Source organism: Rugamonas rubra (genome assembly GCF_900114705.1).
GTDB classification, from domain to species: domain Bacteria; phylum Pseudomonadota; class Gammaproteobacteria; order Burkholderiales; family Burkholderiaceae_D; genus Rugamonas; species Rugamonas rubra.
The window spans coordinates 34,991-61,634 of sequence record NZ_FOTW01000024.1; the positions used below are offsets into that span (position 1 = coordinate 34,991).

A 26,644-nucleotide genomic window follows, 5' to 3' on the forward strand; every position below is an offset into this window, starting at 1 on the left:
TATTTATCAGATTTACTTCTGAATGCAAAAAACGGGCGGGCGGCAGGGGCACCCCGCCCCCGCCCGCCCGTCAGGCGTTCAGCCCTGGTCCGCTCAGAACTTGTAGGTCAGCTTGACCGAGGCGAAGCGGCCGCGCGGATCGGCCTGGGTGAAGTCGAAGAAGCTGCTGGCCGACGAGTCCCACGACGGCCGCTGGTCGGTCAGGTTCTGCACGATCAGGCTGACGGTGGCGGCCGGCGTGAGCTGCCACGCCACGTTGGCGTCGAAGGTGGCGACCGAAGCGACGCGCTCGCCGGGACGGGCGGCCTTGGTCTGGTCGTAGCCGTCGACGTAGTTCCAGGTCAGTGTGCTGCTCCAGTTGCCAATGTCCCAGGTGGCCGAGGTCACGCCGCGCCATTTCGGGATCGAGCCGAAGTAGTTGTTGCCGGCGCCGTTGCTCAGCGGCTCGCCCTCGGATAGCGGAGCCGAGAACTTGAACACCTTGCTCAGTTGGGCGTTCAGGCTCAGCTTGCCGTTCTGCCGCAGGTCGAAGCGCTGGCGCAGGTCGAGGTCGATGCCGCTGGCCTCGCGGTCGCCCTGGTTGGCGTATTGCTTGTACAGGGTGATGATGCGGCCCTCGGCGTCGCGGCTGACCTTGTCGGGGAAGCGTGCCTCGTTGGCCAAAATGGTCTCGACCGAATCGGTGCCGATCACGCCGCGCGTCTTGATGCGGTAGTAGTCGAGGCCGACGCTGCTGTTGCTGCTCGGCGCGATCACCAGGCCCAGGTTCAGATTGTTGGAGCGCTCGGGACGCAGCTGGTCGTTGGCGCGGGTGATGTTGGTGACGCTGCGCGGCTGCTTCGGCGTGATCGGGTCCTTGGCGTCGATCACCGGGCCGTAGCTGACCGAGGTGCTGTTGGTGATCTCCGGCAGCGACGGCGCGCGGAAGCCGCGCGACACGGTGCCGCGCAGCAGCAGCCACTGGGCCGCCTGGTAGCGCACGCTGGCCTTGGGCGAGAAGGCGCTGCCGAAGTCGCTGTAGTGGTCGGCGCGGCCGGCCACGTTGACGTTGAGGTCCTTGACGACGGGCGCGTTGAACTCGGCGAACACGGCCGCCACGTCGCGCGTGCCCTTGATGATATTGATCGCCGGCCGCAGCTCGGTGCCCGACAGCACGGCCGTCGAGGTGTCCGAGTTCATCTCCTCGCGGCGCCACTGGCTGCCGACGGCGAAGCCGAGCGGGCCGGCCGGCAGCTCGAACAGGTCCTTCGCGGCGCTGACGTCGAGCGTGGTCAGTTTGGACTCGGCCGGCCGCAGTGTCGACAGGCGCAGGCGCTGGCGCACCGCCTCGCTGTTCTTCGCTTGGTCGGCGAAGTTGTAGCTGCCGTCGGCCAGCACTTTCTCGAACTCGTAGCGGTTGACGAAGTTCTGCACCGTCTCCTCCAGCTTGCTGGCCGAACGGCCCACCGAAGCGTCGTATTCCCAGCCGGCCAGCGTGCCCTTCAGGCCGGTCAGCACGCGGTAGAAGTCGACCTTGTCGGACTTCAGGCGCGGGCCCAGGTCGAACAGGGTGGCGCTGATCGGCTGCGGTTTGCCGCCCGGGTTGTTCGGATGGCCGACCGGCAGCGTGACGCTGATGTTGTCGAGTTTCTGCAAGGTGTTGTTCCAGGCGCGCAGGCTGCCGTTGCTGACGGTGAGCGGCGCGCCGAAGGTCTGGTCGGCGCGCGAGTGGCTGTACAGCAGGTCGGCGTAGGCCTCGCTGTCCTGGTTCAGGCGCAAGGTGCCGCGCAGCGCCGAGTGCACCCGCGAGATGCCCGGGATCAGCGTCTTGTACTGCGCCGGGTTGTAGGCCTGCACCAGGCCGCTCTTGCCCTCGGTGATGTCGCCGTAGGGTTTCTGCTCGAGCGGCCCCTGCAGGCCGCCCAGCAGCTTGGTGGCGTCCGTGCCGTAGTAGTTGGTCGGCGTCCACGCCAGCGAGCCGTTGGCCCGGCCGCGCCAGTCGTTGCCGGCCATCCAGTCGACGTCCGACTGCTGCAGCTTGCTGCGTTGCTGCGCGTCGAGCGAGAAGACCACGCTGTAGCCGTCCTGCGCCAGGCTGCCGAAGCCGGTCTGCAGCGCCGCGCTCTTCTCGGTCTGGCCGCTGCCCTGGGTCGAGGCGCCGCCCTTGACGCTCAGCTCGGTACCCTTGAATTCCTTATACAAAATGATGTTGACCACGCCGGCCACCGCGTCCGAGCCGTAGACCGAGGAGGCGCCGTCCTTCAGCACCTCGATGCGCTGCACCGACTCCATCGGCAGGCTGTTCAGGTCGACGAACACCTCCTGCAAATCCTGCGCCGTGGCGTAGGGGCTGACGCGCTTGCCGTTGACCAGGATCAGCGTGTTCTTCTGCCCCAGGCCGCGCAGCGACAGGCCGGCCGTGCCGGCCGAGAAGCTGCCGGTGTACTGTTCGTTGTAGCTGTTGCCGCTGTTGGCCGAGATGGCGCGCAGCACGTCGGCGATGCTCGACTTGCCGCTGGCGGCGATGTCCTTGGCGCTGATCACCTGGACGGCGCTGGCGCCCTCCTTCTCGCTGACGCGGATGTTGGAGCCGGTGACGACGACGCGCGCCGGTTCGTCGGCGTAGGCGAGCTGCGGGAAGGCGGCGGCGATGGCTAAACTGATGCTGAGTGGCTTGAACATGGTTTCCTCTTGGTGGGTTTGGCGCCCTCTTCCGGTGGAAAAAGGGCGTGCACAGCCCTGCCGGCCTGGTGGGTCGGTGCGGGTATTGCGCGGGTTTGCAGTGGATTGCGGCGGGCTGCCGCCGACTACGGGGGTAAGGTGTTAGGCGACGCTACACATGCACTGCGCCATGCAAAGCATGTACAGGACGTGACGGTCAGGGCGGGACAGGATCAGGGTGGAACGCAACATAACAAAAGGCCGGTGGTGCAAGGGAGATTGCACTATACCGGCCGCTATTGCTTGTCGGAACGAATCATTTGTTCCTTGTATATACGATTTGGATCTAAAGGCCGGCGGCCTGGCGCGGCGGCGCGGCCGGCACGCTGGCCGCGTCCGCCACGGCCAGGGCCTGGGCCGCCATCTGGCGGCGCCAGAAGTACCAGGAGACGATGGCGTTGAGCCAGTAGGCGGCGTACAGCAGCGCCGTCAGATGCAGGCCCCGGTTGAAGTACAGCGGCACCGAGATGGTGTTGACCAGCAACCAAAACGGCCAGTTCTCCAGCCGCCGCCCCATCAGCAGCAGCTGGGCGATGATGCTGAACACCAGCACGGCCGAGTCGATGAAGGGGGCGTAGGCCTGGGTGAACTGGTGCAGCATCAGGCCGTAGGCGGCGGTGGCGGCAATGCCGAGCAGCACCATGGCGGCCAGCGCGCCGGCGCGCACGCGCGTGATCGGCAAGGCGGCGCCGGCGCCGCCACGGCGCCATTGCAGCCAGCCGATCACGCAGGTGACGATGAAGAACAGTTGCAGCGCCACGTCGGCGTACAAGTTGACGCTGTAGAACAGCAGGGCGAACATCGAACAGCCGACCACGCCGAGCCACCAGGAATGGGCGTTGTTGCGCCCCGCCAGCACGATCGACAACGTCATGACCGCGTTGGCGGCGACTTCCAGGGCAAGGCTCAAATCGGGTTTCCTTTGCGGGGTTACGGGGCCTCAGCGCTGCTTGCACTCCTCCGGCAACAGCTTGGCGGGAATCTCCTCGCTGGCGCAGCGCCAGGCCACCTTCTTATTCTCGTCCAGGCTGGGCGTGAACGCAATGGCCTTGCCGCGATAGCTCAGGTCGGACGGGAACACGCGCACCACGCCGTTGCCGGCGTCCACGCTGAGGTCCTGCACGGCGTGGCTGGGGTCGGCCAGGGCGAAACCGGCCTGCTCCAGCGTGGCCGGCGCCTTGCCGTTGGCGTAGAAATAGCGCTCGACGGCGGCGGTGGCCTCGTGGCCGACGGCGACGGCGCGGCCCATCCTGGCGCGCGCCTCGTAGTCCCGGTAGGCCGGCAGCGCGACGGCGGCCATGACGCCGACCAGCGCCAGCACCGCCAGCAGCGAGCCGCCGCCGCCGCCCACGCCCAGCCGTGGCACCAACAGCGCCAGCAGATACGCCACGCCGCTGCGCGCCGGCTGCTCGATCTCCTTGCCCTGCGCCAGGCCGCGCATCACCGCCATGCGCTTGACCAGCCAGGGGTAGTCGCCGACCAGCTCGTGGAAGGACATCCAGAAGCCGGACGACTCGCGCGCCTGCGCCACGTAGTTGCTGATGCTCATGTCGCGCCAGCGCTTGCCGCCGGCCGCCAGCGCGGCCAGGCCCAACTGGGCGCTGGCCAGGTCGTCGCAGGCGTGGAAGCCGTGGCGGTCGCAGGTGTACTCGCGCGCCCGCGCATAGGCCGCGCCCAGCAGCGGCAGCGCCGCGGCCGGCGCCAGCAGGGTGGCCCAGCGCAGATGCTTGCGTTTGATATGGCCGAGCTCGTGGCCGATGTAGAAATTGATCGCGTCCGGCTTATCCTCCAGCGCGTCGACCACGTCCGAATACAGCACGATGAAATGCTGGCCGAAAAACCGCGTGGCGAAGGCGTTGAACACGCCGCCCATCTGCAGCAGATAGGCGTCCGGCACCTGCTCCACGTCGAGCCGGGCGCAGCAGGCGTCGATGCGCGCCTTCAGGTCGGGGAACTGCTGCGCGGTGATCTTGACGCCGGTGCCCTTCAAATAGGACACCAGGGCCGACTGGGCGAAACAGTAGGAAACGAAAAACAGCAACATATACAGCGCCACCATGCCGGCCGTGCCGACCAGCAGCGCGGCCCACAACAGCAACGACAACACCAACATCAAGACGAACAGCGTCTTTTCTTTTCTATAAACCAATTCCATGCATGCCCCTGGTAAGCAAAAGTTTCCCGGCGGCATTTTATACGATTTTTTAAGAAAAAAATAACTCTTTTTGCTATCTTTTGAGCGCCCGAGGCGCCGGCGCCGAAAACGGCGGGCATACCACTTTGTTAAATTTTTTAAATTGGTACTAGTTTCCGCGAAACACTTCCTTGTCGAGCAATAAACTTACTTGCTTATGACACAGTTTGAAAAAGTAAAATTTAACAATTACACCCGGAGCGCCAGCCCGGCGAACAGGGCCGCCGCCGACGTGCCGGCCACCGCTTCCGGTCATGACTTTCCGCCCCGTCCGAGGCGCTTTTTCGTCCAAAAACACAAGACCAAAATTGGCTCTGGTATTACTAAAAACAGGGGTACTTGAAACCACTTGACTACCACTTTCACGCGTCCCATCCTCGTCCCACCGTGCCGGAAAACCGCAGTGGCTGCGGCTTGCCGGCGGAACGGGACCAACAGTTCTGACGAACAGGGAGACGACAATGCACTATCAAAAAACAGCAACTGGACTCATCACGGCGCTGGTCGGCGCCATGCTGGCCGGCTGCGGCGGCGGTGGCGCCGACCAGCAGACGCCGGCCAACAAGCTGCTGGCGCAAGGCGCCACGCTGGCCGACAGCTGCGCCGCCTGGGTGGCCAACCAGGTCTACACGGCCGGCAACTGCGTCAGCTACCAGGGCAAGCTGTACACCGCCAAGTGGTGGACCCAGGGCAACGTGCCCGGCACCGAGCAATGGGGGCCGTGGGCCGAGTCCGGCGTGACGCCGACGCCAACGCCGACACCCACCCCGCCAACCCCGACGCCAACGCCGACGCCGCCCACGCCGACACCGACGCCAACCCCGCCGACGCCGACGCCGACGCCCACCCCGATCGGCGGCCGCGAGATCGGCTCCTACTTCGCCCAATGGGGCGTCTACGGCCGTGGCTACGAGGTGGCCGACATCCACACCACCAAAACCCCGGTGAACGGCGTGCAGACCAGCGTGGCCGACCAGCTGAGCTTCATCAACTACGCCTTTGGCAACGTCTACGCCAAGAACGGCGGCTACGAATGCGACATGGTCACGCGCACCGAGACCGGCAACGAGTCGCCGCCACCGGCCAGCGCCGGCACCGGCGGCGACGCCTTCGCCGACTACCAGCGCCAGCCGGCGCGCACCGTCGACGGCAAGACCATTCCCTGGGACGCCAAGCTGACCGGCAACTTCGCGCAGTTGAAACTGCTCAAGGCGGCCCACCCGAACCTGCGGGTGTTCATCTCGCTGGGCGGCTGGACCTGGTCGAAGCAGTTCTCGGCGGCGGCCAAAACGGACGCGCTGCGCAAGCAGTTGGCGCGTTCCTGCGTCAAGCAGTTCATCGCCGGCGACCTGCCGCTGCAGGACGGCCGGGGCGGCCCCGGCGCGGCCAAGGGCGTGTTCGACGGCATCGACATCGACTGGGAATACCCGGGCGGCGGCGGCCAGCCCTACAACACGGTGGACACGGTCAACGACAAGCACAACTTCACCTTGTTGATGGCCGAGTTCCGCGCCCAGCTCGACGCCCAGGGCGCCATCGACGGCAAGCGCTACGCGCTGACCGCCGCCATCGGCGCCGGCGCCGAGAAGATCGCCCAGACCGAACCGGCGCTGTACAGCCAGTACATGGACTGGGTCAACGTGATGACCTACGACTTCCACGGCGGCTGGGAAAACACCACCAACTTCCACTCGCCGCTGTACCACGACCCGGCCGATCCGGCCACCGGCAACCTGGCCAAGTACAACACCCACGACGGCATCAGTGCGCTGGTGGCGGCCGGCATGCCGCGCAACAAGATCCTGCTCGGCGTGCCCTTCTATGGACGCGGCTGGAAGGGCGTGGCGGCGGGGCCGAACGGCAACGGCCTGTACCAGGCCACGGCGGGCGGCGCGGCCGGCACCTACGAGGCCGGCATCGACGACTACAAGGTGCTCAAGAACAAGGTCGGCACGCGCTGGTACCACCCGGCCACCAAGCAATTGTTCCTGCTGACCTCGGGCGGCGAATGGTGGAGCTATGACGACGAGAGCGTGATCGGCGTCAAGATGCAATACATGCGCGACCAGGGCCTGCGCGGCGCCTTCTCGTGGGAACTGGACGGCGACGCCAGCGGCGCCCTGACCAGCGAGGTGTGGAAGGGCCGCTGATCCATCCGGCCCGGGCCGGTTCGGGCCGGCTCGGGCCACTACCGGCCACATCCTTTCCGATGGGAGTCCTATGAAACCGCAAGCAAGCAACGCGCGCCGCCAGCAACACCAGGCGCCGGCCCGGCCGCAACTGAGCGACGACTGGCGCCGCTGGATCGCCGAAAACCTGATGCTGGGCAGCCATCCGACGGCGTTGGCGCAGATCCTGCTCAAGCAAGGCGTGCCGGACGCCAAGGCGGAGATCGACGCCGCCCTGCGCAGCCCCTACCTGCAGGGCGCGCGCCGGCTGCACAACCGCATGGCCAAGCGCGACTGGGTGTTGGCCATCTCCGCCAAGCTGGGCAAGCTGGTGCCGCCGCGGGTGGAGCGGCGCGCCGCCCTGTCCGGCGAGACCTTCCTGCGCGAGCACTACGCCGCCAACCGGCCGGTGATCCTCACCGGCATGCTGGACGACAACGCGGCGCGCCAGCGCTGGAGCCTGGACTACTTCCAGCGCCAGTTCGGCGAGCGCATGGTCGAGGTGCAGTTCGGCCGCGAGGCCGATCCGCGCTACGAGGAGAACAGCGTGGCCCACAAGCGCCGGCTCAGCTTCGGCGAGTACGTCGACCTGGTGCGCGACAGCGGCCACAGCAACGACTTCTACATGACCGCCAACAACGACTCGCTCAACCGCGAGGCCTTGATCGAGCTGTGGCAGGACGTGCCGACCCTGCCCGACTACCTGGCGCCGAACCCGGACAACCGTGGCTTCTTCTGGTGCGGTCCGGCCGGCACCATCACCCCCTTCCACCACGACCTGAACAACATCTTCATGATGCAGATGATCGGCCGCAAGCGGGTGCGCCTGGTGGCGCCGTGGGAGCTGCCCAACATCTACAACCAGCGCCACTGCTTCACCGATGTGGACGGCCGCCACATCGACCTGCAACGCTTCCCCGCCATGGCCCACGCGCAGGTGATCGACTGCGTGCTGGAGCCGGGCGAGATCCTCTTCCTGCCGGTCGGCTGGTGGCACTTCGTCGAGGGCCTGGACATCTCGGTGACGATCTCGGCCACCAACTTCCGCTGGGACAACGACTTCTACAGCAACTACCCGGCCGATCACGATTTCTGATCTAGCCCCAAGCAATACCAAAACCAATATCGGAGACCCACCATGAACTTTCACAGCAATCGTCTGTTGATCGCCCTGCTCGGCGTCGCGCTGAGCGCCTGCGGCGGCGGCGGCGACAACGCCAACACCACCGCCACGCCGAAGCTGCTGGCCGGCGGCACCACGCTGTCGTGCAGCGCCTGGCTGGCCAGCGCCGTCTACACCCAGGGCAACTGCGTGCAATACAACGGCAAGACCTACACCGCCAAGTGGTGGACCCAGGGCGACGTGCCCGGCGCCTCGCAATGGGGACCGTGGGAGGAAAGCAACGTGACGCCGACGCCGCCGACTCCGACGCCGCCCACCCCGACGCCGACGCCCACCCCGTCCAAGGTGCCCTGCCGTCCCGACGGCCTGGCCTCGCCGGTGACCGCCGTGCCCTACTGCGGCGTGTACGACGCCGACGGCCGCGAAGTGCTGGCGCACGGCCTGAAGCGGCGCATCGTCGGCTACTTCACCAGCTGGCGCACCGGCGTCGACGGCAGCCCGTCCTACCTGGTCAGCGACATCCCCTGGGACAAGGTGACCCACGTCAACTACGCCTTCGCCGCCGTCGACACCGCCACCTCGAAAGTACAGCTGGGCAGCGGCGCCGACAACCCGGACACCGGCCTGAGCTGGCCCGCCATCCCCGCCGCCGCGATGGACCCGGCCTTGCCGTACAAGGGCCACTTCAATCTGCTGGCGCAGTACAAGAAGAAACATCCGGACGTGAAGATCATGCTGTCGGTGGGCGGCTGGGCCGGCTCGACCGGCTTCTACACGGCCACCACCAACGCCAACGGCACGCTCAACCAGGCCGGCATCAACACCCTGGCCGACTCGATGGTGGCGACCTTGCGCCAGTACACCTTCTTCGACGGCATCGACGTCGACTACGAGCACCCGACCACCAACAACGAGGCCGGCAACCCGAACGACTTCAGCCTGTCCAAGCCGCGCCTGGCCGGCCTGATGGCCAGCTACAACGTGCTGCTGAAGACGGTGCGCGAGAAGCTCGACGCGGCCGCCGTCGCCGACAAAAAGTACTACCTGCTGACCATCGCCGGTTCGGCCTCCGGCTGGGTGCTGCGCGGCGAGGAGAACCTCTCCGGCCTCAAGTATCTGGACTACGCCAGCCTGATGTCCTACGACCTGCACGGCGCCTGGAACCAGTACGTCGGCCCGAACGCCGCGCTGTTCGACGACGGCAACGACGGCGAGCTGCGCGCCGGCAACGCCTACCAGTACGCCAACATCGGCTACCTCAATGTCGACTGGGCCTACCGCTACTATCGCGGCGCCTTGCAGGCCGGCCGCATCAACATCGGCGTGCCCTACTACACGCGCGGCTGGAAGGACGTCACCGGCGGCAACAACGGCCTGTGGGGCACTACCGCCCTGGTCAACTCGACCGTCACCTGCGCCGGCGTGAAGACCTGCGGCACCGGCGCCGTCGGCATCGACAACCTGTGGTACGACCTCGACTCGACCGGCAAGCCGACGCCGGGCGGCGGCAACCCGCTGTGGCACGCGCTCAACCTGCAACAGGGCATCGTGCCGGACTACCTGGACGCCTACAAGGTGACCGAGAAGACCCTGACCGGCAGCTATGTCGCCAACTACAGCAGCACCATGGCCGCGCCGTGGTTGTGGAACGCCGCCAAGAAGGTCTTCATCTCCACCGAGACGGTGCAGTCGATGGCGGCCAAGGCGCAGTACGTGGTCGACAACAACATCGGCGGCATCATGATCTGGGAGCTGGCCGGCGACTACGCCTGGAACGCCGGCAAGAACGGCGGCAAGGGCGAGTACTTCATGGGCACCACCCTGACCAGCGCGATCTTCAACGCCTTCAGCGCCGCCGGCCCCTACGGCAACCTGCGCGCCGAGGGCGCGCTGCCGGCCAGCAGCGCCAAGGTCAGCATCAGCCTGGGCGGCTGGAAGCTGGGCGACAGCAACTACCCGATCAACCCGGTCATGACCGTGAAGAACAACTCGGCGACGACGATACCGGGCGGCTCGGTGGTCGAGTTCGACTATCCGGTGGCGGCGCCGGCCGACATGAGCGACCAGTCCGGCGTCGGCCTGAAGGTGACCAAGGCCGGCTACACGGGGCCGAACAACATCGGCGGCTTCAAGGCCAACTTCAACCACGCCCAGTTCACCCTGCCCAGCTGGCAGTCGCTGACGCCGGGCGCCTCGCTGGCCATCACGCTGAACTACCGGCTGCCGATCAGCGGACCGTCGGCCTACGCCATCACCGTCAACGGCGTGCGCTACGCGCTGGCGGAGGAGTATCCCGAGCTGCCGGTCGCCTTGCCTTAGGCCGCGCGCCACCCCACGGCAACGACGAGGGTCAGACCCTGAGGGTCTGACCCTGGGCAGAATTTTCACCCCATCCACGGCGGAGTTGCCTCGCGGCAGCTCCGCCGTTTTTCATATTTCCAAGGAAAATACGGCCTTGCCGGAAAAAAACGCCCATTGCCTGTATGATTTTGCCCATCGTCCATCCCTAGCCGAGAGCACAAGCACACCATGAGCCGTTTCTGGAGCCCCATCGTACACAGCCTGACCCCCTACACGCCGGGCGAGCAGGTCGCCATGCCCAAGCTGGTCAAGCTGAACACCAACGAGAACCCCTACGGCCCGTCGCCGCAGGCCATCGCCGCCATGCGCGAGGCCGTCGCCGACCAGCTGCGCCTGTATCCCGACCCCAACGCCAGCGCCTTGAAGGAGGCGCTGGCCGGCCACTTCGGCCTGGCGCGCGACCAGGTGTTCGTCGGCAACAGCTCGGACGAGGTGCTGGCCCACACCTTCCAGGCCCTGCTCAAGCACGAGCAGCCGCTGTTGTGCCCGGACATCAGCTACAGCTTCTACCCGACCTACTGCTCGCTGTACGACATCGACTACCGCGTGGTGCCGCTCAACGCCGACTTCGAGATCGACGTGGCCGACTACGCCCAGCCGGGCGGCGCCATCATCATCGCCAACCCGAACGCGCCGACCGGCCGCGCGCTGGCGCTGGACCAGATCGAGGCGCTGCTGGCGGCCCATCCGGACCAGGTGGTGGTGGTCGACGAGGCCTATGTCGACTTCGGCGGCGCCAGCGCGGCGGCGCTGATCCCGCGCTTCGACAACCTGCTGGTGATCCAGACCTTCTCCAAGTCGCGCTCGCTGGCCGGCCTGCGGGTCGGCTACGCGCTCGGCCACGCCGAGCTGATCGCCGGGCTGGAGCGGGTCAAAAACAGCTTCAACTGCTACCCGCTGGGCCAGGTGGCCATCGCCGGCGCCGTCGCCGCCTTGCAGGACAGCGCGTATTTCGAGCAGACCCGCGGCGCCATCATCGCCACGCGCGAAGCGCTGAGCGAGCGCATGGCGGCCATGGGCTTCGAGGTGCTGCCGTCGAAGACCAACTTCATCTTCGTGCGCCATCCCGCGCACGCCGCCGTGGCGTTGGCGGCCGCGCTGCGCCAGCGGGCCATCCTGGTGCGCCACTTCAAGCAGGCGCGCATCGAGCAGTTCCTGCGCATCTCCATCGGCACCGACGCCGAATGCGCCCAGCTGGTGGCGGCGCTCGACGAGATCCTCGCCGGCTAAGTGGCGCGGCGCGGCTCAATCGAACTGGAAAAACAGCTTGTCGAAGTCGTCCGGCGCGATGCGGTACAGCCAGTAGGCGGGATCGCTGCCGGCCGCCTGGGCCAGCAACTGGGCCGGCGCCAGGCCGGCCAGCTCGCGGAAGTCGCGCACCATGTGCGGCTGGTCGAAGTAGCCGGCGTCGTGGGCCAGCGCGGCCAAGCCGCCGGCCGCGCCCTGGCGCAGCAGGCGCCGCAGGGCGAAGCCGAAGCGGCTGACCCGGCGCACGTCGCGCAGCGACAAGCCGAAGGTCTGCAGCACGCGCCGTTCCAGCTGGCGCTCGCCCAGCCCGAACCAGCTGGCGATCTCGACGACGGGCAGGAAGATCTTTTGCCGCACGGCGAGGAGGGCCGCGCCGAAGCCGGCGACCGAACGCCAGTCCAGCGTCTCCAGCAGGAACTGCTGCAACAGCTCGACATACTCGGCCAGCGGACGCTCGGCATCCATCGCCGCCAACAGGCGCGCCAACCGCGCCGGATCGACCAGCTGCTCCAGCGCCGGGCCAACGCTGTCCGGTGCCCACGCCGGGATGCCCAGCGCCTGGCGCAGCATGCCGGGACGCAGCAGCACCGTCAGCACCAGCGTGCCGGGGTCGGCGAGCGCGCGGCGCGGCGCCATGAACGCGCCGGCCAGCTCGAAGCGCGGCCGGCGCCACGCCATGCCGGCGGGGTCGAGCACGCTAACGCCGCCGCGCACGTACAACACCAGACCGGGCGACAGGCTGGCCGGCAGGTGGAACTCGCAGCCGTCGAGGCGCAGCGCCATGATGTGCATGAGCAGCGGGGCCAGCGGGGCGGCGGGAGCGAAGACCTGTGGGGGCATGGCGCGGACTCTCTTGGGGGCGGCGCAAACGGCCGGGTCGGAAAATTATAGCCGAGCCCGGCACCGGCAAGCACACGTCGGCTCGGTACAATCGAAGCCGGGCCTACCCCGCTAGACTGGCGGCGCAAACCCACTGCAGGCCCAACCAAGGACGGCAATGACCGAGACCACCACCCGCAAGCCCATCGTCGGCGCGCCGCCGGCCACACCAAGCGTGTCACACATGGCGCCGCAGATGGCGCCGCATACCTCGCCGTGTTCGCCGCATCCCGCGCATGTGCTGGTCGTCACGCTGGGCACCGCCGGCGACGTGTTCCCCTTCATCGCCGTCGGCCGCGCGCTGCGCCAGCGCGGCCACCGGGTCACGCTGCTGGCAGCGCAGCACTTCGAGGCGGCGGTGCTCCAGGCCGGCCTCGACTTCCATGCGCTGTTCAGCAAGGACGAGACCGACGCGATGTTGAGCAACCCGCTGCTGTGGCACCACATCAAGGGCTTCAGCGCCGCCTGGCTGGCCCAGAGCGCGGCGCTGCAACGCCTGCCGGACCTGGTCGCCGCCCTGCCGGCCGAGGCGCCCTGCGTCCTGCTGGTCCATCCCGGTGCGGCGCCGGCGGCGGCACTGGCGCGCGCGCGCCGGCCAGGCCTGCGCATCGTCACCGCCTACCTGGCGCCGTCCAACCTGCGCACCTGCCACGACCCGCTGACCATGGGCTACACGCCGGTGCCGCGCTGGATGCCGATGTGGCTGCGCGCCGCGCTGTGGCGCCTGGCCGAGGCCACCACGGTGGACCCGGTGGTGATGCCCACGTTGAACCGGGCGCGCGGCGCGCTCGGCCTGGCGCCGCTGTCGCGCTTCTGGGACCACATGATGGACACGGCGGACGCCTCGGTGGCCCTGTTCCCGGCCTGGTACGGGCCGACCCAGCCGGACTGGCCGCGGCCCTTCGCCCACGCCGGCTTCCAGCTGTACGATCCGCAAGCCGAGGCGCCGTTGCCGGAGGCGCTGCAAGCCTTCCTGGCGGCCGGCGACGCGCCCATCGTCTTCACCCCCGGCACCGGCTACCAGCACGGCACCGCCTACTTCGCCGCCGCGCTGAGCGCCGTGAAGGCATTGGGCCGGCGCGCCATCTTCCTCACGCCGCACCGCGACCAGGTGCCGGCGCAGCTGCCCGACAGCGTGCTGTGGCAATCCTTCCTGCCGCTGCGCGCGCTGCTGCCGCACGCGGCGGCGCTGGTCTACCACGGCGGCATCGGCACCCTGGCCGAGGCGCTGCGCGCCGGCGTGCCGCAGTTGCTGGTGCCCTGCGCCCACGACCAGTTCGACAACGCCCAGCGCATCCACGCGCTCGGCGCCGGCCAAATCCTGCACATGCGCAGCCTGCGCGCCGACACGCTGCGGGCCGCGCTGGCCGGCCTGCTGGCGTCGGGCGAAACGCGGGCGCGCTGCGGCGAGCTGGCGGCGCGCCTGGCCGGCGAGCCGAGCGCGGCGGTGGTCTGCGAGCTGGTCGAGGAACAGGTCCGCCAGTCGGCCTGAGCGGCGGTGGCATGCTGGCGCCCGCGAATTGAAATGCATTGTAACCAACATTGCGCGGAAATTAACTGCGGGCTACACTTTTCGGGCGCTGACATCCGCAGCGCACAACCCGTCACACCTGCCAGGCTCTATCCCATGTACCCAATCCAACAATGGTTTGCCGCCGCCCGCCGGCGGCCGGGCCGCGCGCGGCCATCCACCGCGCGAGGAAATGCCCATGTCTGAAAAACAAAGAATCCACGGCTACGACATCGCCCGCGCGCTCGCCGTGTTCGGCATGGTGGTGGTCAACTTCAAAACCGTGATGCACGCCCACGCCGACGGCGGCGCCTGGTGGCTGGGCCTGTTCAACCTGCTCGACGGCCGCGCCTCGGCCATCTTCGTCATCCTGGCCGGCGTCGGCATCACCCTGATGAGCAACGCCGCGCGGCTGGCCGGCGACGCCGCCCTGCTGCGCCGCGAGCGCATCTCCCTGCTCAAGCGCGCCGCCTTCCTGTTCGTCACCGGGCTGCTCTACATCGCCGTCTGGCCGGCCGACATCCTGCACTACTACGGCGTCTACATCGCCCTCGCCGCCGTGCTGCTGGGCGCCTCCAACCGCGCGCTGCTGTGGTGCGCAATCGGCATCGCGCTGGCCTTCCCGCTGCTGTTCCTCAACCTCGACTACAGCACCGCGTGGAACTGGGAAACCCTGGCCTACGCCGACCTGTGGACGCCGGCCGGCTTCGCCCGCAACCTGCTGTTCAACGGCTTCCACCCGGTGCTGCCGTGGGCCGCCTTCCTGGTGTTCGGCCTGCTGCTGGGCCGCCTGCCGCTGCAACAGGCAGGCCTGCGCCGCAAGGTTTTCTGGGGCGGCCTGGCCACCACCGTCGCGCTCGAAACGCTGGCCTGGGCACTGCGCGCCGAGGCGCAGCGGCGCGGCTACGCGCCCGAGCTGGTCGCCTACCTGTTCTCGACCACGCCGATGCCGCCGCTGCCGCTGTACTTCTTCTCCGCCGTCGGCAGCTCCTGCGCCGTCATCGCCTTGTGCGTGCAGGCCGGCGAGGCCTGGCAGGACGCGCCCTGGCTGCGCCCGCTGGTGCGCACCGGCCAGATGGCCTTGACCTTGTACGTGGCCCACGTGGTGGTCGGCATGGGCCTGCTGGAACAGCTCGGCCTGCTGAACGAGCAGTCGCTCGGCTTCGCCGTCGCCAGCGCGCTGCTGTTCTGCCTGGCCTCGGTGCTGTTCGCCCACCTGTGGCGCGGCCGCTTCAAGCTCGGCCCGCTGGAGTGGCTGATGCGCAAGGCCAGCGCCAGCTGAAGCGCAGCATCGGCGGCCGCACGACACGGCCGCCATACCAAGCTTGCCGCGCGACGTCTAGCCGAGCGGCAAGGTCGAACGAAAAAATGACGGCGTGGTTCAATCGGGAGAAATCAGCATGCGGAATGTAGTCAAATCCATATTAATCGTTATTTTTATTACTCTATTGCAGTTGTCAATATATGATATTTTTTTGAAGCCTGTCATTACCACATGGGGCGCCTCTGAAAAAGAAGTCTCCATGCCAATGGCTGGTGACGATAAAGCCTTAACCATCACTGCCACCAGAGCCATATCAATTAACAGATCGAAATCCGAAGTGTGGAAATGGCTGGTACAACTAGGGGCGGATAGAGGAGGCTTTTACAGCTATTCCTTTATTGAAGAAGCACTGGGCTATGAAACTCGTCACCAGGCTTCCATTACGCCTGAATTTAAGGAGATAAAAGTAGGCGATCTGGTGCGAGGATCAATCAATGAAAAGCGTAGCATTGTCCCTTACAGTTTTCCGGTTCTTCATGTTGAGCCAGAAAGAGCTTTTGTGCTGGGCAATTGGGGCACATTTTTGCTGGAAGAGGTAAATAGTCAACAAACTCGTTTAATTATTCGAACTCAAGAGCTTGCGAGCAAAAGCAACGAATGGTTGAAGGTTGCGAGTTACATAGAAGTTCCTCTTCATTTCATTATGGAAAGACGGCTCCTCATGGGAATGAAGGCCCGGGCAGAAGCAGGAGAAAATATTCAATTATCACAAACTCAAGACATATTTTGGTTTGCCGGAATCGTTTCATCAGGTTTTTTAATTTGTCTTTTTATTTATATGGCTCGCGGCACTATGCAGAGCGTTGCAATACCATCGGTTTTGAGTTTTCTTTGGGTATGTTCCATTTGGTTGCTTAAACCAATTCCGCTGTATAGCATTGGCATGTCACTCATTGCGAGTATAGCAATACTCAGTCTTGTGACGGCCAGGAAAACAAGAGGCGTTGCTGCATAAATTTCAAAATATTAGGGTAACCTAGCCGAAGATCAGCGACATGTGCGCGCCAACGCCGGCCATCACGCCGCCGGCCGCTGCCAGCGTGGCGTTCGCGCGCGGCTGCGCCATGTCGCCCGCCGCGTAGACGCCTTCGACCGTGGTCTGCTGCATATCGTCGACCCGCACGGTGGCGCCAAGCGGGCCGTCGTCGAAGGCGCAGCCGAGTTGCTGCGCCAGCGGGCTGGCCATGCGCGTCTTCGGCGCGGTGAACACGGCGGCCATGGGCAGCAGCCGGCCGTCGGCCAGCCGCACCGCCTCCATCGCCGGCGCCGTGCCGACGAAGCCGACCACCGGCGTGCGCTCGATGCGCACGCCGCGTTGCGCCAAGGCGGCGAGTTGCTCGGCGTCCGGCTCGAACACGCCCTGGGTGAAGTAGGTGGTGCTGCTGCCCCAGTCGGGCACCAGCATGCCGTGGTGCACCGATAGCGCGTGGTTGGCCAACACGCCCAAGGGCTGGCCGGCCACCTCGTAGCCGTGGCAATATGGACAGTGCAGCACCGTCGCGCCCCAACGGCCCTCGATGCCGGCGATGGCCGGCAACTCGTCGCGCAGGCCGGTGGCCAGCACCAGCCGCGTGCCCACCGCCTCGCGGCCGTCGCCCAACACGGCGGCGAAACCGTCCGCCGTGCGCCGCGCCGCGCTGGCCAGGCCGTCGGCAAACTCCACCGTTGGATAGGCGGCCAGTTGGCGCCGCGCCTCGGCGACGATCTCGTGCGGCGCCTTGCCGTCCTGGCCGAGGAAGCCGTGCGAATGCGCGGCGAAACGGTTGCGCGGCTGCCCAGCGTCGACCAACAACACCCGGCGCCGCGCCCGCGCCACCTGCATCGCCGCCGACAGGCCGGCGAAGCTACCACCCACTACGATCACGTCATAAGTCATTGCGGTCCCTATTTCGATACTTTAAAAGTTACATGATATCAGCGTAAAAATTCTCCCGCAACTTATAATGTTGCGTGGGCGCCGATGGCGCCCGGCCAACCAGGGAAGACGATGAGAAGTGACAACCGCCTATCGCGCATGCTGCACGTGCTGCTGCACATGGCCCAACACGACGGTCCGGTGACCTCGGACGTGATCGCCCATATGCTCGGCACCAACCCGGTGGTGGTGCGGCGGACCATGGCCGGCCTGCGCGACGAGGGCTATGTGCGATCGGAAAAGGGCCACGGCGGCGGCTGGGTGCTGGCGCGCAAGCTGGAACAGATCAGCCTGTTCGACGTCTACCGCGCGCTGGGAGAACCGCCGGTGTTCGCCCTCGGCCTGTCGGACGACCACCCGCACTGCCTGGTCGAACAGGCCGTCAACGCCGGCCTGGAGGACGCGCTGCGCGACGCCCGCGCCCTGCTGATGCAGCGCTTCGCCAAACTCACGCTGGCCGATGTGGCAAGCGATGTCGAGCACCGCGCGACCATCCACCTTGGACCGATCGCGCCGCGCGGCTTCGACGGCGAGACATAAAAACTGGCCATGCGCCGGGTAAATATATTGAAACAGGCTGAGACACAGCACGCTACTTCAGATTGTGAAGAGGAGAGCGCCGCGATACTTGGCGTGTCCAGAGGTATGACTAGCGTCGGTGATGAGAGGAAGGATAGTGCTTGGTTGCACGGGACACGACAAATAGGTCCACAATGGCAGAGCAATTCTTAGTAATTTAGCAGCTAGATGATAGCCTGCCGAAGCTCATTGCAACGGGTTAATATAACGTGCTTCACCAACGGTTTGCTAGAGTCGCTTAGATTGGAAAGCCTAACTCGATTCTTAAAACCGGACAGTCCGAGCTTAGCAGCAAGCTGGCCAATGCACTCGTCAGCGAACGAGGGCGTGATGCTCCGATTGCCGAAATCAATGTCGATCGACTCGTAATCACGCAAAAAGCTCAGGATGCGCGTACGGGCCAGCGCGCCAACAGGACGTGTCGTCATCTCGCTAGCCACATCCTCGATATTAATTCTAAAAGTCGAAGTCATCGTCGTCCATCCCTTCTGGCAAAGGAAAGCTCCTATACACAGCACCGATATCCATCGGCATATCAAGACTCCATTCGATTACAAGCAGAGTACCGTTCCAACTCGTCTTCATCTTGACGTGCGTTGAAGCACCATATCGAGAGGCAAACCCTTCGTTACCGGATAAGACTAGCAGAAAACCCTTGTTCTGTTCGAGCAACCTTCTAGCCACCGACAGGCCATACCCGGAATGCCCTTTTCCTGGCTTGCCGGTAACGCCATACTCAGTAGCGATTTAACAAGCATTTTCAATGTTCAGTCTAGCAGAGAGCAGTGCATTTTGCGCAAGCGATTGCCGAATTCCGATTCCGGTGTCCGCCAATACGATTTGCGCTCTTCGGCCTACGCTCCAGACTTGCGCGCATATCAAACCGTACAACCCGTCCGCAACTGCGGAATGCACGTAGCAGTTGGCGATCAGCTCCCTCAGCATGATGCAAATTGCGTCGTTCGTTCGCGCGTCGGGACACACTGTCTGAAAGAGTGCTGTTAGCGAGGCCGCCGTTGCGTCTATGGTACTTTCGTCCTTTAAAAGCTGTATGGGATGGTAGCGACCACCGGGCGACCGAACCTTCTCCGGAAATGGCGAGGGCACGTTGACGGCATCCCACAACTTCATCGTGTCCGCATAGGGGGCGATTTTTTCCGGCAACGCCAACTTCCGTGATTCGAGCTGCATCAAGGTGTGCGCCAATGTCGCAAGATGAAACGGCTTGATAAATTTCGGCGCGCCACATCGCCCTTCGCTCCGCAATTGCTCCAAATCGAAGAGCCACTCTTGAACGGTCTGAGTTGTTGTGCATTGCATCACTTGCCCGGCCCCCGTCGGGATCTGAGTGCTAACGAAATGAGAAATCTAGCTGTCCATCCGAGACGGCGAGCGCATCTCTACTTGTTGTGACCTTGGCTCTGAAGATAAGTTTCAGTTGTCTGCGAATTCCTTGCGGGAGCTATAGCGTCGGAATCAACGCCGTTCTCGTCGAAGTGGAACCTCGACGTTTGGACGACACGCCACACTTTGCGGTGACCTAGTCAAAAAAGAAAGCCGGGCGTTCCGCGAGGGAGGCCCGGCTGTTGTTGGCAATCCGCCGTGCCGTTTAGCGCGGCTAACTGGGTATCACTTCGCCTTGCTCACTTCCACTTGCCAATCCAAACCCGAACCGATGTGGTGCCGGCGCGCGTAGTTGCCCTGGCTGATCGCCACTGCCACGTCGAGCAGGCTGTTCAGGTAGACCAGCGGCTTGCCCTTGGCCACGCCGCCGAAGCTGTGCTCGAACGGCGCCACCAGCTTGTCGACCTCCCTGCCGCCGTGCAGGATGCGCACCTGTACCTTGTCGTGCAGGCCGATGTGCAACTCCTCGAACAGCGACTTGGGAATGTTGGTCCAAACGTTGCCGTACTTGTCGTCGAGCACCGGGACGATGCCGCGGATGGTGCCGTTCTTCAACACCGGCTTCTGGTAGGCCAGCTTGACCACCGACTCGCTCGGCAGCACCGGCCCCACCTGCTCGTAGCTGATGGCGCCCGAGGCCAGGCGCGCACCGACGTAGGCGTAGACGTCGCGGCCGTGGAAGGTGTAGGACTCGCCGGAGCCGGCCAGGCGGTTGCGCGACTCGTCGATCTCGCGCAGCTCGGCCACGCCGTCGCGCTCGGCGATCAGGGTGAACAGGCCATTGTCCGGGCCGACGAAGTAGCGCCCGCCCTTGGTCTTGAGCACCACCGACTTGCGCTCGGTGCCCACGCCCGGATCGACCACGGCGACGAACACGCTGCCCTGCGGCCAGTAGTTGGCGGTCTGGTACAGGCGGTAGGCGCCCAGCCAGATGTCGTAGTCGGGGATCTGGTGGGTCAGGTCGGACACCTGCAGCGTCGGGTCGACGCCGAAGGCGACGCCGTGCATGGCCGAGACGGCGCCGTCGGCGGTGCCGAAGTCGGTCAGCAGCACCAGCGCCGAGCCGGCGTGGGCCGAGGCCATCATGGCGGCGCTGAAACAGGCCGTGGCGATCAATTTTGGAATCATGCGGAATGCCATCGTGGTCTACCTTTGTTCAACAATGTGGATCGATCAATGCTCAAAAAGTATAGCTGAGCTTGGCGTAGAAATAGGCGCCGTTGACGCCGATCGGGTTGACGAAGTTGTACGGCAACGCGCCGCCGTAGGTGGCGTTGTTGGTCTGGCGGACGCGGTCGGGATACTGGTCGAGCACGTTGTTGCCGCCCAGCGCCAGGGTCAGCTGCTTGCTCAGCTTGTACTGCGCCTCCAGGTCCAGCGACCAGACGGCGCCGAAGCGCTGGGCGTGCACGCCGTCGATCAGCGGCGCCTCTTGGTCGTAGGAGAAGTCCTTCAACGCGCCGAAGCGGGTGGCGCGCGCCAGCAGGCCCCAGCGCTGGCCCTGCCAGTCGGCGCCGAGGATCAGCTTGCTGCTGGGCGAGGCGTTGCGGATGCGGAACAGGCCGCTGTCCGTCAGCAGCGTCAGCGACGGGTCGATGGCGGCCAGCGCGGCCGAGCTCTGGCGCACCTTGTCCAGCGTGGTCCTGTTCAGGTTCAACGCGGCGTTCAGGTTCAGCTTGCCGCCGGCCAGGTTCAGCTCGTGGTTCAGCACCACGTCGAGGCCGTCGCTGGTGGTGTCGAGCAGGTTGGCCAGGTAGGCCACCGACTGGATGTCGCTGCGGCCGATGCCGGCCAGGTAGGCGCTCACCGCCTCGCTCTGCAAATCGCTGCTGCGGGTGATGCGGTCCTTGATGCGGATGCGGTAGGCGTCCAGCGTGACGCTGGTGGCCGGCGCCGGCTTCCACGCCAGGCCGAGCGACAGGTTGGTCGACTTCTCCGGCTTCAGCGCCTCGGCGCCGAAGCGGCGCGCCAGGCCGTCGCTGGCCGGCAGCAGGGCCGCCGTCTGCAGGGCGCTGCCGTCGCTGTTGAAGTTCAGGGTGGCGAAGCGGAAGCCGGTCTGCACCAGCGCCGGCGCGCGGAAGCTGTTCGACAGCGAGCCGCGCAGCAGGAAGGTGTTGCTGAATTTGTAGCGCGCCGACAGCTTGCCGGTCGAGGCGCTGCCGAAATCGCTGTAGTCGGAATAGCGCGCCGCCGCGCCGACCAGCAGCTTGCTGCCCAGCTCCTGCTCCAGGTCGGCGTAGATCGAACGCACCTTGCGGCTGCCGTCGAAGGCGTCGGCCGGACGCAGGCCGGGGCCGGCCTGGGCGCCCGGCGGCGCCTCGGTCTGCGGACCGGCGGCGTAGGAGGCGGCGTCGCCCGGCGTGCTGCGGTAGGTTTCGCGCAGGTATTCGAGGCCGACGGCCAGGTTCAGCGGCGCGGCCAGGCCGAGGCCCAGGTCCAGCTCGCGGCTCAGGTCGGCGTTCAACGCGTTCTGCTGGAAGTCGAAGGTGGCCAGGTGGAAGCTGGTCGGGCTTTGCGCGCCCAGCGAGGCGTTGGCCGAGTTGCTCAGGTCGTAGCGGAACTTGTCGCCGCCGTGGCGCCCGCTCAAGTCCCAGTTCCAGCCCGCCGCGCCCAGGCGCACGCCGGCCACCACGCTGAGGTCGGTCTTGTCGCCCTTGGTGACGGGGCGGTAGCCCTGCGGGTACAAGGCCGGCACATTCGACGGGTCGCCGGGGAAGCGGAAGTAGGCGCTGCCGTCGGACTTGCGCTGGTTCAGCGTGGCGAAGGAATAGGCGTCGACGCCCGGCGCCAGCGGCAGCAGGGTGTTGTAGAACAGGTAGTCGTTGTTCTGTTTCGAGTCGCCCGACTTGAACAGCACCTTGCCGTCCAGCGCCAGGTCGGCCGGGGTCGAATTCCACGAGGTCCAGCCGGCGTCGCTGGGGCCGGCGCGCTCGGTCGGCGAGCGGCGCCGGGTTTCCGCGCCGAAGCGGAAGTAGCCGGCGTCGCCCAAGGGCACGCCGTAGTCGGCGTTGACGATTTTGGTCTGGCCGTCGGTCAGCGTCTGCCTGGTCGGCGCGAAGTCGGTGTGGTTGAGGCCGTAGCTGACCGAGGCCGAGCCGCCCTGCTTGGCGTTCTTCAGCACGATGTTGATGACGCCGGCCACGGCGTCGCTGCCGTATTGGGCGCCGGCGCCGTCGCGCAGGATCTCGATGTGGTCGATGGCGCCGGGCGGGATCGAATTGATGTCGACCGGCACCGTGCCGGCGAAGCTGCTCTCGGTGTCGAGCACGGCGCTGGTGTGGCGCCGCTTGCCGTTGATCAGCACCAGCACCTGGTCGGGCGCCAGGCCGCGCAGCTGGATGCCGCGCACGGAGTCGGAGGCGCCGCTCGATTCGATGCGCGGGAAGTTGATCGACGGCGACAGGTTCTGCAAGGCGGCGCCCACCTCGCCGCTGGCCAGCGCGTTGGCCACCTCGCGCGCGCCGAAACGGTCGATCGGCACGCTGCTGTCGAACACGGTGCGGTTGCGCGCGCGCGAGCCGACCACGGTGACCTGGTCGATGCCGGCGCGCGGCGCCGCCTCGCCCTGCCCCTGGCCCTGCCCCCGGCCCTGCTCCACGCCCGGCTGGGCGGCCGGCGCCTCGGCGCGCGACGGCGGCGCCATGCCGGCCAGCAGCGCGCAGGCCAGCGCGACATGCAGACGGCCCCGCCGAAGGCGCGGGCGCGGAGGATTGTCGGACGAGCGCAACAGCGACAGCGACAGCGGCAAATGGGCGTGGTGGCGAGTGTTCAAGATGTCCCTCCGGGGAGTGCGATGAATGGCTGGCATGGCGCAAGCCTGTGCCGGATTTTCATCTTACCCGCAAGCAAACTTGTCGAATAAGGATTTTTTCCTGATAAGCTTATTTGGCCACGGACGCTTGACTTTCGGGCCGATTCTGTCAAATTACCCCATAGACACATTTCACACTAGACACGGGGATCAAACATGCGGGCGCGCCCTGTTGTTATTGCTGCGGCGCTGGCGGCGTTGACCTTCCAGGCGGGGGCTTGCACGCTGACGATGGCCTTGGAGCAGTGGCCGCCCTACGTCTACAGCAGCGCAAAGACCGGCGTCACCGGGCTCGACCTGGAGCTGGCCCGGGCGATCCTGAAGGAGGCCGGCTGCACCCTGCTGATCCAGCCCGAGCTGCCCACCGCGCGGCGCCAGATCCTGTTCCAGAAGGGCGAGCTGAACCTGATGCTGGCCGCCTCCGACACGCCCGAGCGGCACCGCTACGCCCGCTTCAGCGCGCCCTACCGCTACGAGTCGGTCGGCGTGTTCACCACCGCCGACAAGCAGGCCAAGTACCGCCACCTGGCCGGCTTCGAGGCCATCGCCAAGGGCCGCCTGGCGCTGCTGGCGCCCAAGGTCGGCTGGTACGGCCGCGACTACGCCCGCGCGCTGCCGGCGCTGGAGCAGTCCGGCCAGCTGAGCACCTTCGGCAGCTTCCAGCAGGGCGTGCGCATGCTGGGCGCCGGCCGCGCCGAGCTGATCGTCGGCGACGCCACGGCGCTGCGCTACGAGGCGCGCCGGCAGGGCGTCAAGCTGGCCGCCCTGCCCTTCGTCGCGCTGCGCGCCTCGGTGCACCTGATGCTGCACGCCGCCAGCACCACGCCGGCCCAGCTGGAGGCGATCAACGGCGCCATCGTCCGGCTCGAACAGGGCGGCGAACTGGCCGCCATCCGCGCCCGCTACGGCGAGCGCTGAGCCGGCGGCAACCCGGCCACCAAGCCGCCAAGCCGCCAAGCGCCGACAGATTCTGCCAGGCGCCCGCGCGGTGGCGCTGGCGGCGCTAGTTCTTGCTCATCACCATGCGTTCGCGCATGGCCGGCGTCATCTCGACGTTCTTGTCAGCGTCGATCAGCATGACCTCGTTCAGGCCGAGGCGCTTGGCCATCTCCTTCCAGCCGCGCGGGCCGGTGATGAACAGCGGCTTGGAATTGCCGTCCGAGCGGGTGCCGGCGTCGCTGCCGCCGGAGGTGATGATGGTGACCGAGGCCACCAGGTCGATGGTGTCGCCGCTGCGCGGGTCGATGATGTGCGGATGGCGCTTGCCGTCGTTCATGAAATAGCGCATATAGTCGCCGCTGGTGCCGATCGCCTCGTTGTCGTGCAGCGCCACCTGGGCGATGGCGCCGGCGCCGCGCGGGTCGCGCACGCCGACCCGCCACGGCCGCGCGCCGGGCTGGCCGATGGCCATCACGTTGCCACCGATGTTGACCAGCGCGGCGCGCACGTGCTCGCCGCGCAGGATGGCGGCGGCGCGGTCCAGCGCGTAGCCCTTGGCGTAGCCGCCCAGGTCCAGCATCACCGCCTTGTTGCGGCTGGAGATCTTGTAGCCGTCGTAGCGCAAATCGCTCATGCGCGGCTTGGCGTCGACCCAGCGCTTGATCTCGGCCGGCGTCGGCGCGTGCGCGGTGATGTCGCTGCTCTGGAAGCCCCACAGGCGGATCAGGTGGCCGATGGCCGGGTTGAACAGGTTGTCGGAGCGCTCGGCCAGGGCCGTGGCGGCGCGCAGCATGTCGACCATCTCGGCGTCCGACTGGTAGGGTTCGCCACGGGAGATGGCGTCGTTGAGTTCGGTCAACGCGCTCGGCTGCCAGGCATGGAACTTGTGGTGCAGGCGGTCGAACTCGGCCAGCACGCGGGCGCCCAGCTGCTCGGCGCGCGCCTGGTTTTCGCCGTAGATGGCGATGTCGATCTCGGTGCCGAACACGCGGCCCGGAATGTGGTGGATGGTGTCGGTGGCGGCCTGGCCGCTGCCCGCCGACAACAGCATCAAGGCGCCGGCCAAGCAGGGCGCGATGCGGCGCAGCAGAGTCTTCAGCATACAAATCCCAATCGAAAAAAAGGGAGCGCGGCATGGCGGCGCTCCCGGCAAATCACAAGGCCGCAACCCCGGGGTCAGTGCCGACATTCGGACACAGACTCAGCAGTAAAGATGTTCGGCTATGGTCGAGGTCGTGTCCGAATGTCGGCACTGACCCCGCTTGTGGTTGAGGTCGTGTCCGAATGTCGGCACTGACCCCGCTTGTGGCCGCGCGTGCCTTAGGGCAGCAGCCCGGTTCTTGCCGCTCAGCGTACCGCGTTGATCATGTAGTCGATCGCCTGCTTCAACTCGGCGTCCTTCAGCGTGGCGTTGCCACCCTTTGGCGGCATCATGTTGACGCCGTTGATGCCGTTGGCGTACAGCACTTCCATGCCCTTGGCCACGCGCGGCGCCCACAGCGCCTTGTCGCCGAACTTCGGCGCGCCGAGCACGCCGGCGCCGTGGCAGGCCAGACAGGTGGCGGTGTAGATTTTCTCGCCGGCGGCCAGGTCGGCCGCGCTCGGTGCCGGACCGGCGGCGGCAGCGGCGGCGGCAGGGGCCGCAGCCGGCGCCGCGGCCGGCGCGGCCGCTGGAGCCTCGGCCACGGCGGAGGCCGAGGCGACTGCCGGAGCCTCGGTTTTTTGGCCGCAGGCGGCCAGGGCGACGGCGAGCAGGACGGGGAGAAGTTGGTAGGTTTTCATGATGGGTTTCCTTTATTGGTCGAAAAAATGTCGTTGTGCCGGGTTCAAGCGGCGTTCAGGGGTGCGGCGATGTAGGCCAGCGGATCGGCCAGGGGGTCGGCCAACAGCGACTCCAGGACGGCGGCGAAGTGTTGCCAGGGGTCGCCGTCGGCCGTGGCGGCGACGGCGGCGGCAGCGGCGCCGGCGGGCGTGCCCGGCGCCGTGTCGAGCCGGCGCTCGGCCTCGCCCCAGCACCAGATGATCGAGTGCTCCTGGCGGCTGAAGTAGCGCACCTCCAGCAGCAGGCCGTTGTCGAAGGACAGCAGCAAGGCGTCCTGCGCCATGCGCACCGGCTCGGCCAGACGCGCCGCGTACAGCGCCTCCAGCTGGTTCTTGAAGTTCAGGTGGGCGCTCAGCGTCGGCAGCTCGGCCTGCGCGCCGGCGGCGATATGGGCGGCCAGCTCGGCGCGCACCTGGTCGCGGGTCTGCTCGATGATGCGCGCGCTCAGGTAGTGCTCGTAGGCCGGGTGGGTGTCGATGGCGCCGCCGACTATGCGTTCAAGCAAAGCCTCCTCGCTGTCGACCTCGTAGCGCTGCAGCAGCGATTTGCGCGATTCGCGCAGCTGGTAGCTGGTCTTGGCGAACAAGGTCTGCAGGGCGTCCTCGTCCATGACTTCGTCCAGCGCCACCGGCGCGGTCTGGTCCAATTTGGTGATGCCGTCCATGCT

The 26,644-nt window shown here is 66.4% G+C and carries 21 protein-coding genes; 9 read left to right on the forward strand and 12 right to left on the reverse strand.

All coding sequences use genetic code 11. The annotated features are described in order from the left end of the window. Positions 1–93 precede the first annotated feature (93 nt). From BM252_RS22905 to BM252_RS22915, 3 genes are all read right to left on the reverse strand, one after another. On the reverse strand, positions 94–2,661 hold the full coding sequence (locus BM252_RS22905) for a TonB-dependent receptor (RefSeq protein WP_093389996.1): 2,568 nt from the start codon (positions 2,659–2,661) through the stop codon (positions 94–96). Positions 2,662–2,986: 325 nt separating this feature from the next. After that, positions 2,987–3,610 (reverse strand): nicotinamide riboside transporter PnuC, encoded by a 624-nt coding sequence (pnuC, locus tag BM252_RS22910; RefSeq protein WP_093389997.1) that lies wholly within the window; start codon positions 3,608–3,610, stop codon positions 2,987–2,989. Positions 3,611–3,640: 30 nt separating this feature from the next. Continuing rightward, a complete protein-coding gene (locus tag BM252_RS22915) occupies positions 3,641–4,855 on the reverse strand; it encodes a M48 family metallopeptidase (protein ID WP_093389998.1) in 1,215 nt (404 codons plus the stop codon). 500 nt (positions 4,856–5,355) lie between these two features. Here BM252_RS22915 and BM252_RS22920 point away from each other — a divergent pair, with 500 nt between their 5' ends. From BM252_RS22920 to hisC, 4 genes are all read left to right on the forward strand, one after another. Then, a complete protein-coding gene (locus BM252_RS22920) occupies positions 5,356–7,044 on the forward strand; it encodes a glycosyl hydrolase family 18 protein (protein ID WP_093389999.1) in 1,689 nt (562 codons plus the stop codon). A gap of 70 nt (positions 7,045–7,114) precedes the next feature. Continuing rightward, positions 7,115–8,158, forward strand: a complete 1,044-nt coding sequence (locus tag BM252_RS22925; protein ID WP_093390000.1) for a cupin-like domain-containing protein — start codon at positions 7,115–7,117, stop codon at positions 8,156–8,158. Positions 8,159–8,200: 42 nt separating this feature from the next. Beyond that, a complete protein-coding gene (locus BM252_RS22930; RefSeq protein ID WP_093390001.1) occupies positions 8,201–10,504 on the forward strand; it encodes a glycosyl hydrolase family 18 protein in 2,304 nt (767 codons plus the stop codon). Between the two features lie 210 nt (positions 10,505–10,714). Beyond that, positions 10,715–11,776: a histidinol-phosphate transaminase gene (gene hisC / locus BM252_RS22935; protein WP_093390002.1), complete on the forward strand. Its 1,062-nt coding sequence runs from the start codon at positions 10,715–10,717 to the stop codon at positions 11,774–11,776. Positions 11,777–11,791: 15 nt separating this feature from the next. On the opposite strand, the gene BM252_RS22940 is transcribed toward hisC, so the two are convergent. Next, a complete protein-coding gene (locus BM252_RS22940; protein ID WP_139236681.1) occupies positions 11,792–12,634 on the reverse strand; it encodes a helix-turn-helix domain-containing protein in 843 nt (280 codons plus the stop codon). Positions 12,635–12,791: 157 nt separating this feature from the next. Between BM252_RS22940 and BM252_RS22945 the strand changes: the two genes are divergently transcribed. The 3 genes from BM252_RS22945 to BM252_RS30385 all read left to right on the forward strand — a co-directional run bounded on the left by BM252_RS22945 (position 12,792) and on the right by BM252_RS30385 (position 16,462). Beyond that, positions 12,792–14,165 carry a glycosyltransferase gene (locus tag BM252_RS22945; RefSeq protein ID WP_174900638.1) on the forward strand — a complete coding sequence of 458 codons (1,374 nt, stop codon included), beginning with the start codon at positions 12,792–12,794 and terminating at the stop codon, positions 14,163–14,165. A 217-nt stretch (positions 14,166–14,382) separates the two neighbouring features. Next, positions 14,383–15,465 (forward strand): DUF418 domain-containing protein, encoded by a 1,083-nt coding sequence (locus BM252_RS22950; protein ID WP_093390060.1) that lies wholly within the window; start codon positions 14,383–14,385, stop codon positions 15,463–15,465. 118 nt (positions 15,466–15,583) lie between these two features. Then, positions 15,584–16,462: a hypothetical protein gene (locus BM252_RS30385; protein ID WP_139236683.1), complete on the forward strand. Its 879-nt coding sequence runs from the start codon at positions 15,584–15,586 to the stop codon at positions 16,460–16,462. 21 nt (positions 16,463–16,483) lie between these two features. On the opposite strand, the gene BM252_RS22955 is transcribed toward BM252_RS30385, so the two are convergent. Continuing rightward, a complete protein-coding gene (locus tag BM252_RS22955) occupies positions 16,484–17,383 on the reverse strand; it encodes an NAD(P)/FAD-dependent oxidoreductase (RefSeq protein WP_093390003.1) in 900 nt (299 codons plus the stop codon). A 111-nt stretch (positions 17,384–17,494) separates the two neighbouring features. Here BM252_RS22955 and BM252_RS22960 point away from each other — a divergent pair, with 111 nt between their 5' ends. Continuing rightward, positions 17,495–17,962: an Rrf2 family transcriptional regulator gene (locus tag BM252_RS22960; RefSeq protein WP_093390004.1), complete on the forward strand. Its 468-nt coding sequence runs from the start codon at positions 17,495–17,497 to the stop codon at positions 17,960–17,962. A gap of 203 nt (positions 17,963–18,165) precedes the next feature. On the opposite strand, the gene BM252_RS22965 is transcribed toward BM252_RS22960, so the two are convergent. The 4 genes from BM252_RS22965 to BM252_RS22975 all read right to left on the reverse strand — a co-directional run bounded on the left by BM252_RS22965 (position 18,166) and on the right by BM252_RS22975 (position 23,177). Next, positions 18,166–18,474, reverse strand: coding sequence for an STAS-like domain-containing protein (locus BM252_RS22965; RefSeq protein ID WP_093390005.1), 309 nt, complete (start codon positions 18,472–18,474; stop codon positions 18,166–18,168). 274 nt (positions 18,475–18,748) lie between these two features. Continuing rightward, positions 18,749–19,321: a hypothetical protein gene (locus tag BM252_RS30390; RefSeq protein WP_139236685.1), complete on the reverse strand. Its 573-nt coding sequence runs from the start codon at positions 19,319–19,321 to the stop codon at positions 18,749–18,751. A 309-nt stretch (positions 19,322–19,630) separates the two neighbouring features. After that, entirely contained in the window at positions 19,631–20,533 is a 903-nt protein-coding gene (locus BM252_RS22970; protein WP_093390006.1) for an SAM hydrolase/SAM-dependent halogenase family protein, read from the reverse strand. A gap of 52 nt (positions 20,534–20,585) precedes the next feature. Further along, positions 20,586–23,177: a TonB-dependent receptor plug domain-containing protein gene (locus BM252_RS22975; protein ID WP_245774398.1), complete on the reverse strand. Its 2,592-nt coding sequence runs from the start codon at positions 23,175–23,177 to the stop codon at positions 20,586–20,588. 195 nt (positions 23,178–23,372) lie between these two features. Between BM252_RS22975 and BM252_RS22980 the strand changes: the two genes are divergently transcribed. Next, positions 23,373–24,134: a substrate-binding periplasmic protein gene (locus tag BM252_RS22980; RefSeq protein WP_093390007.1), complete on the forward strand. Its 762-nt coding sequence runs from the start codon at positions 23,373–23,375 to the stop codon at positions 24,132–24,134. An 85-nt stretch (positions 24,135–24,219) separates the two neighbouring features. On the opposite strand, the gene BM252_RS22985 is transcribed toward BM252_RS22980, so the two are convergent. The 3 genes from BM252_RS22985 to BM252_RS31185 form a co-directional block, all read right to left on the reverse strand. Beyond that, positions 24,220–25,257 carry an FAD:protein FMN transferase gene (locus tag BM252_RS22985; protein WP_245774399.1) on the reverse strand — a complete coding sequence of 346 codons (1,038 nt, stop codon included), beginning with the start codon at positions 25,255–25,257 and terminating at the stop codon, positions 24,220–24,222. Between the two features lie 245 nt (positions 25,258–25,502). Further along, complete coding sequence (locus BM252_RS22990) at positions 25,503–25,937, reverse strand: c-type cytochrome (protein ID WP_093390008.1); 435 nt, start codon at positions 25,935–25,937, stop codon at positions 25,503–25,505. Between the two features lie 44 nt (positions 25,938–25,981). Further along, positions 25,982–26,641, reverse strand: a complete 660-nt coding sequence (locus BM252_RS31185; protein WP_174900640.1) for a hypothetical protein — start codon at positions 26,639–26,641, stop codon at positions 25,982–25,984. Positions 26,642–26,644: the final 3 nt, after the last annotated feature.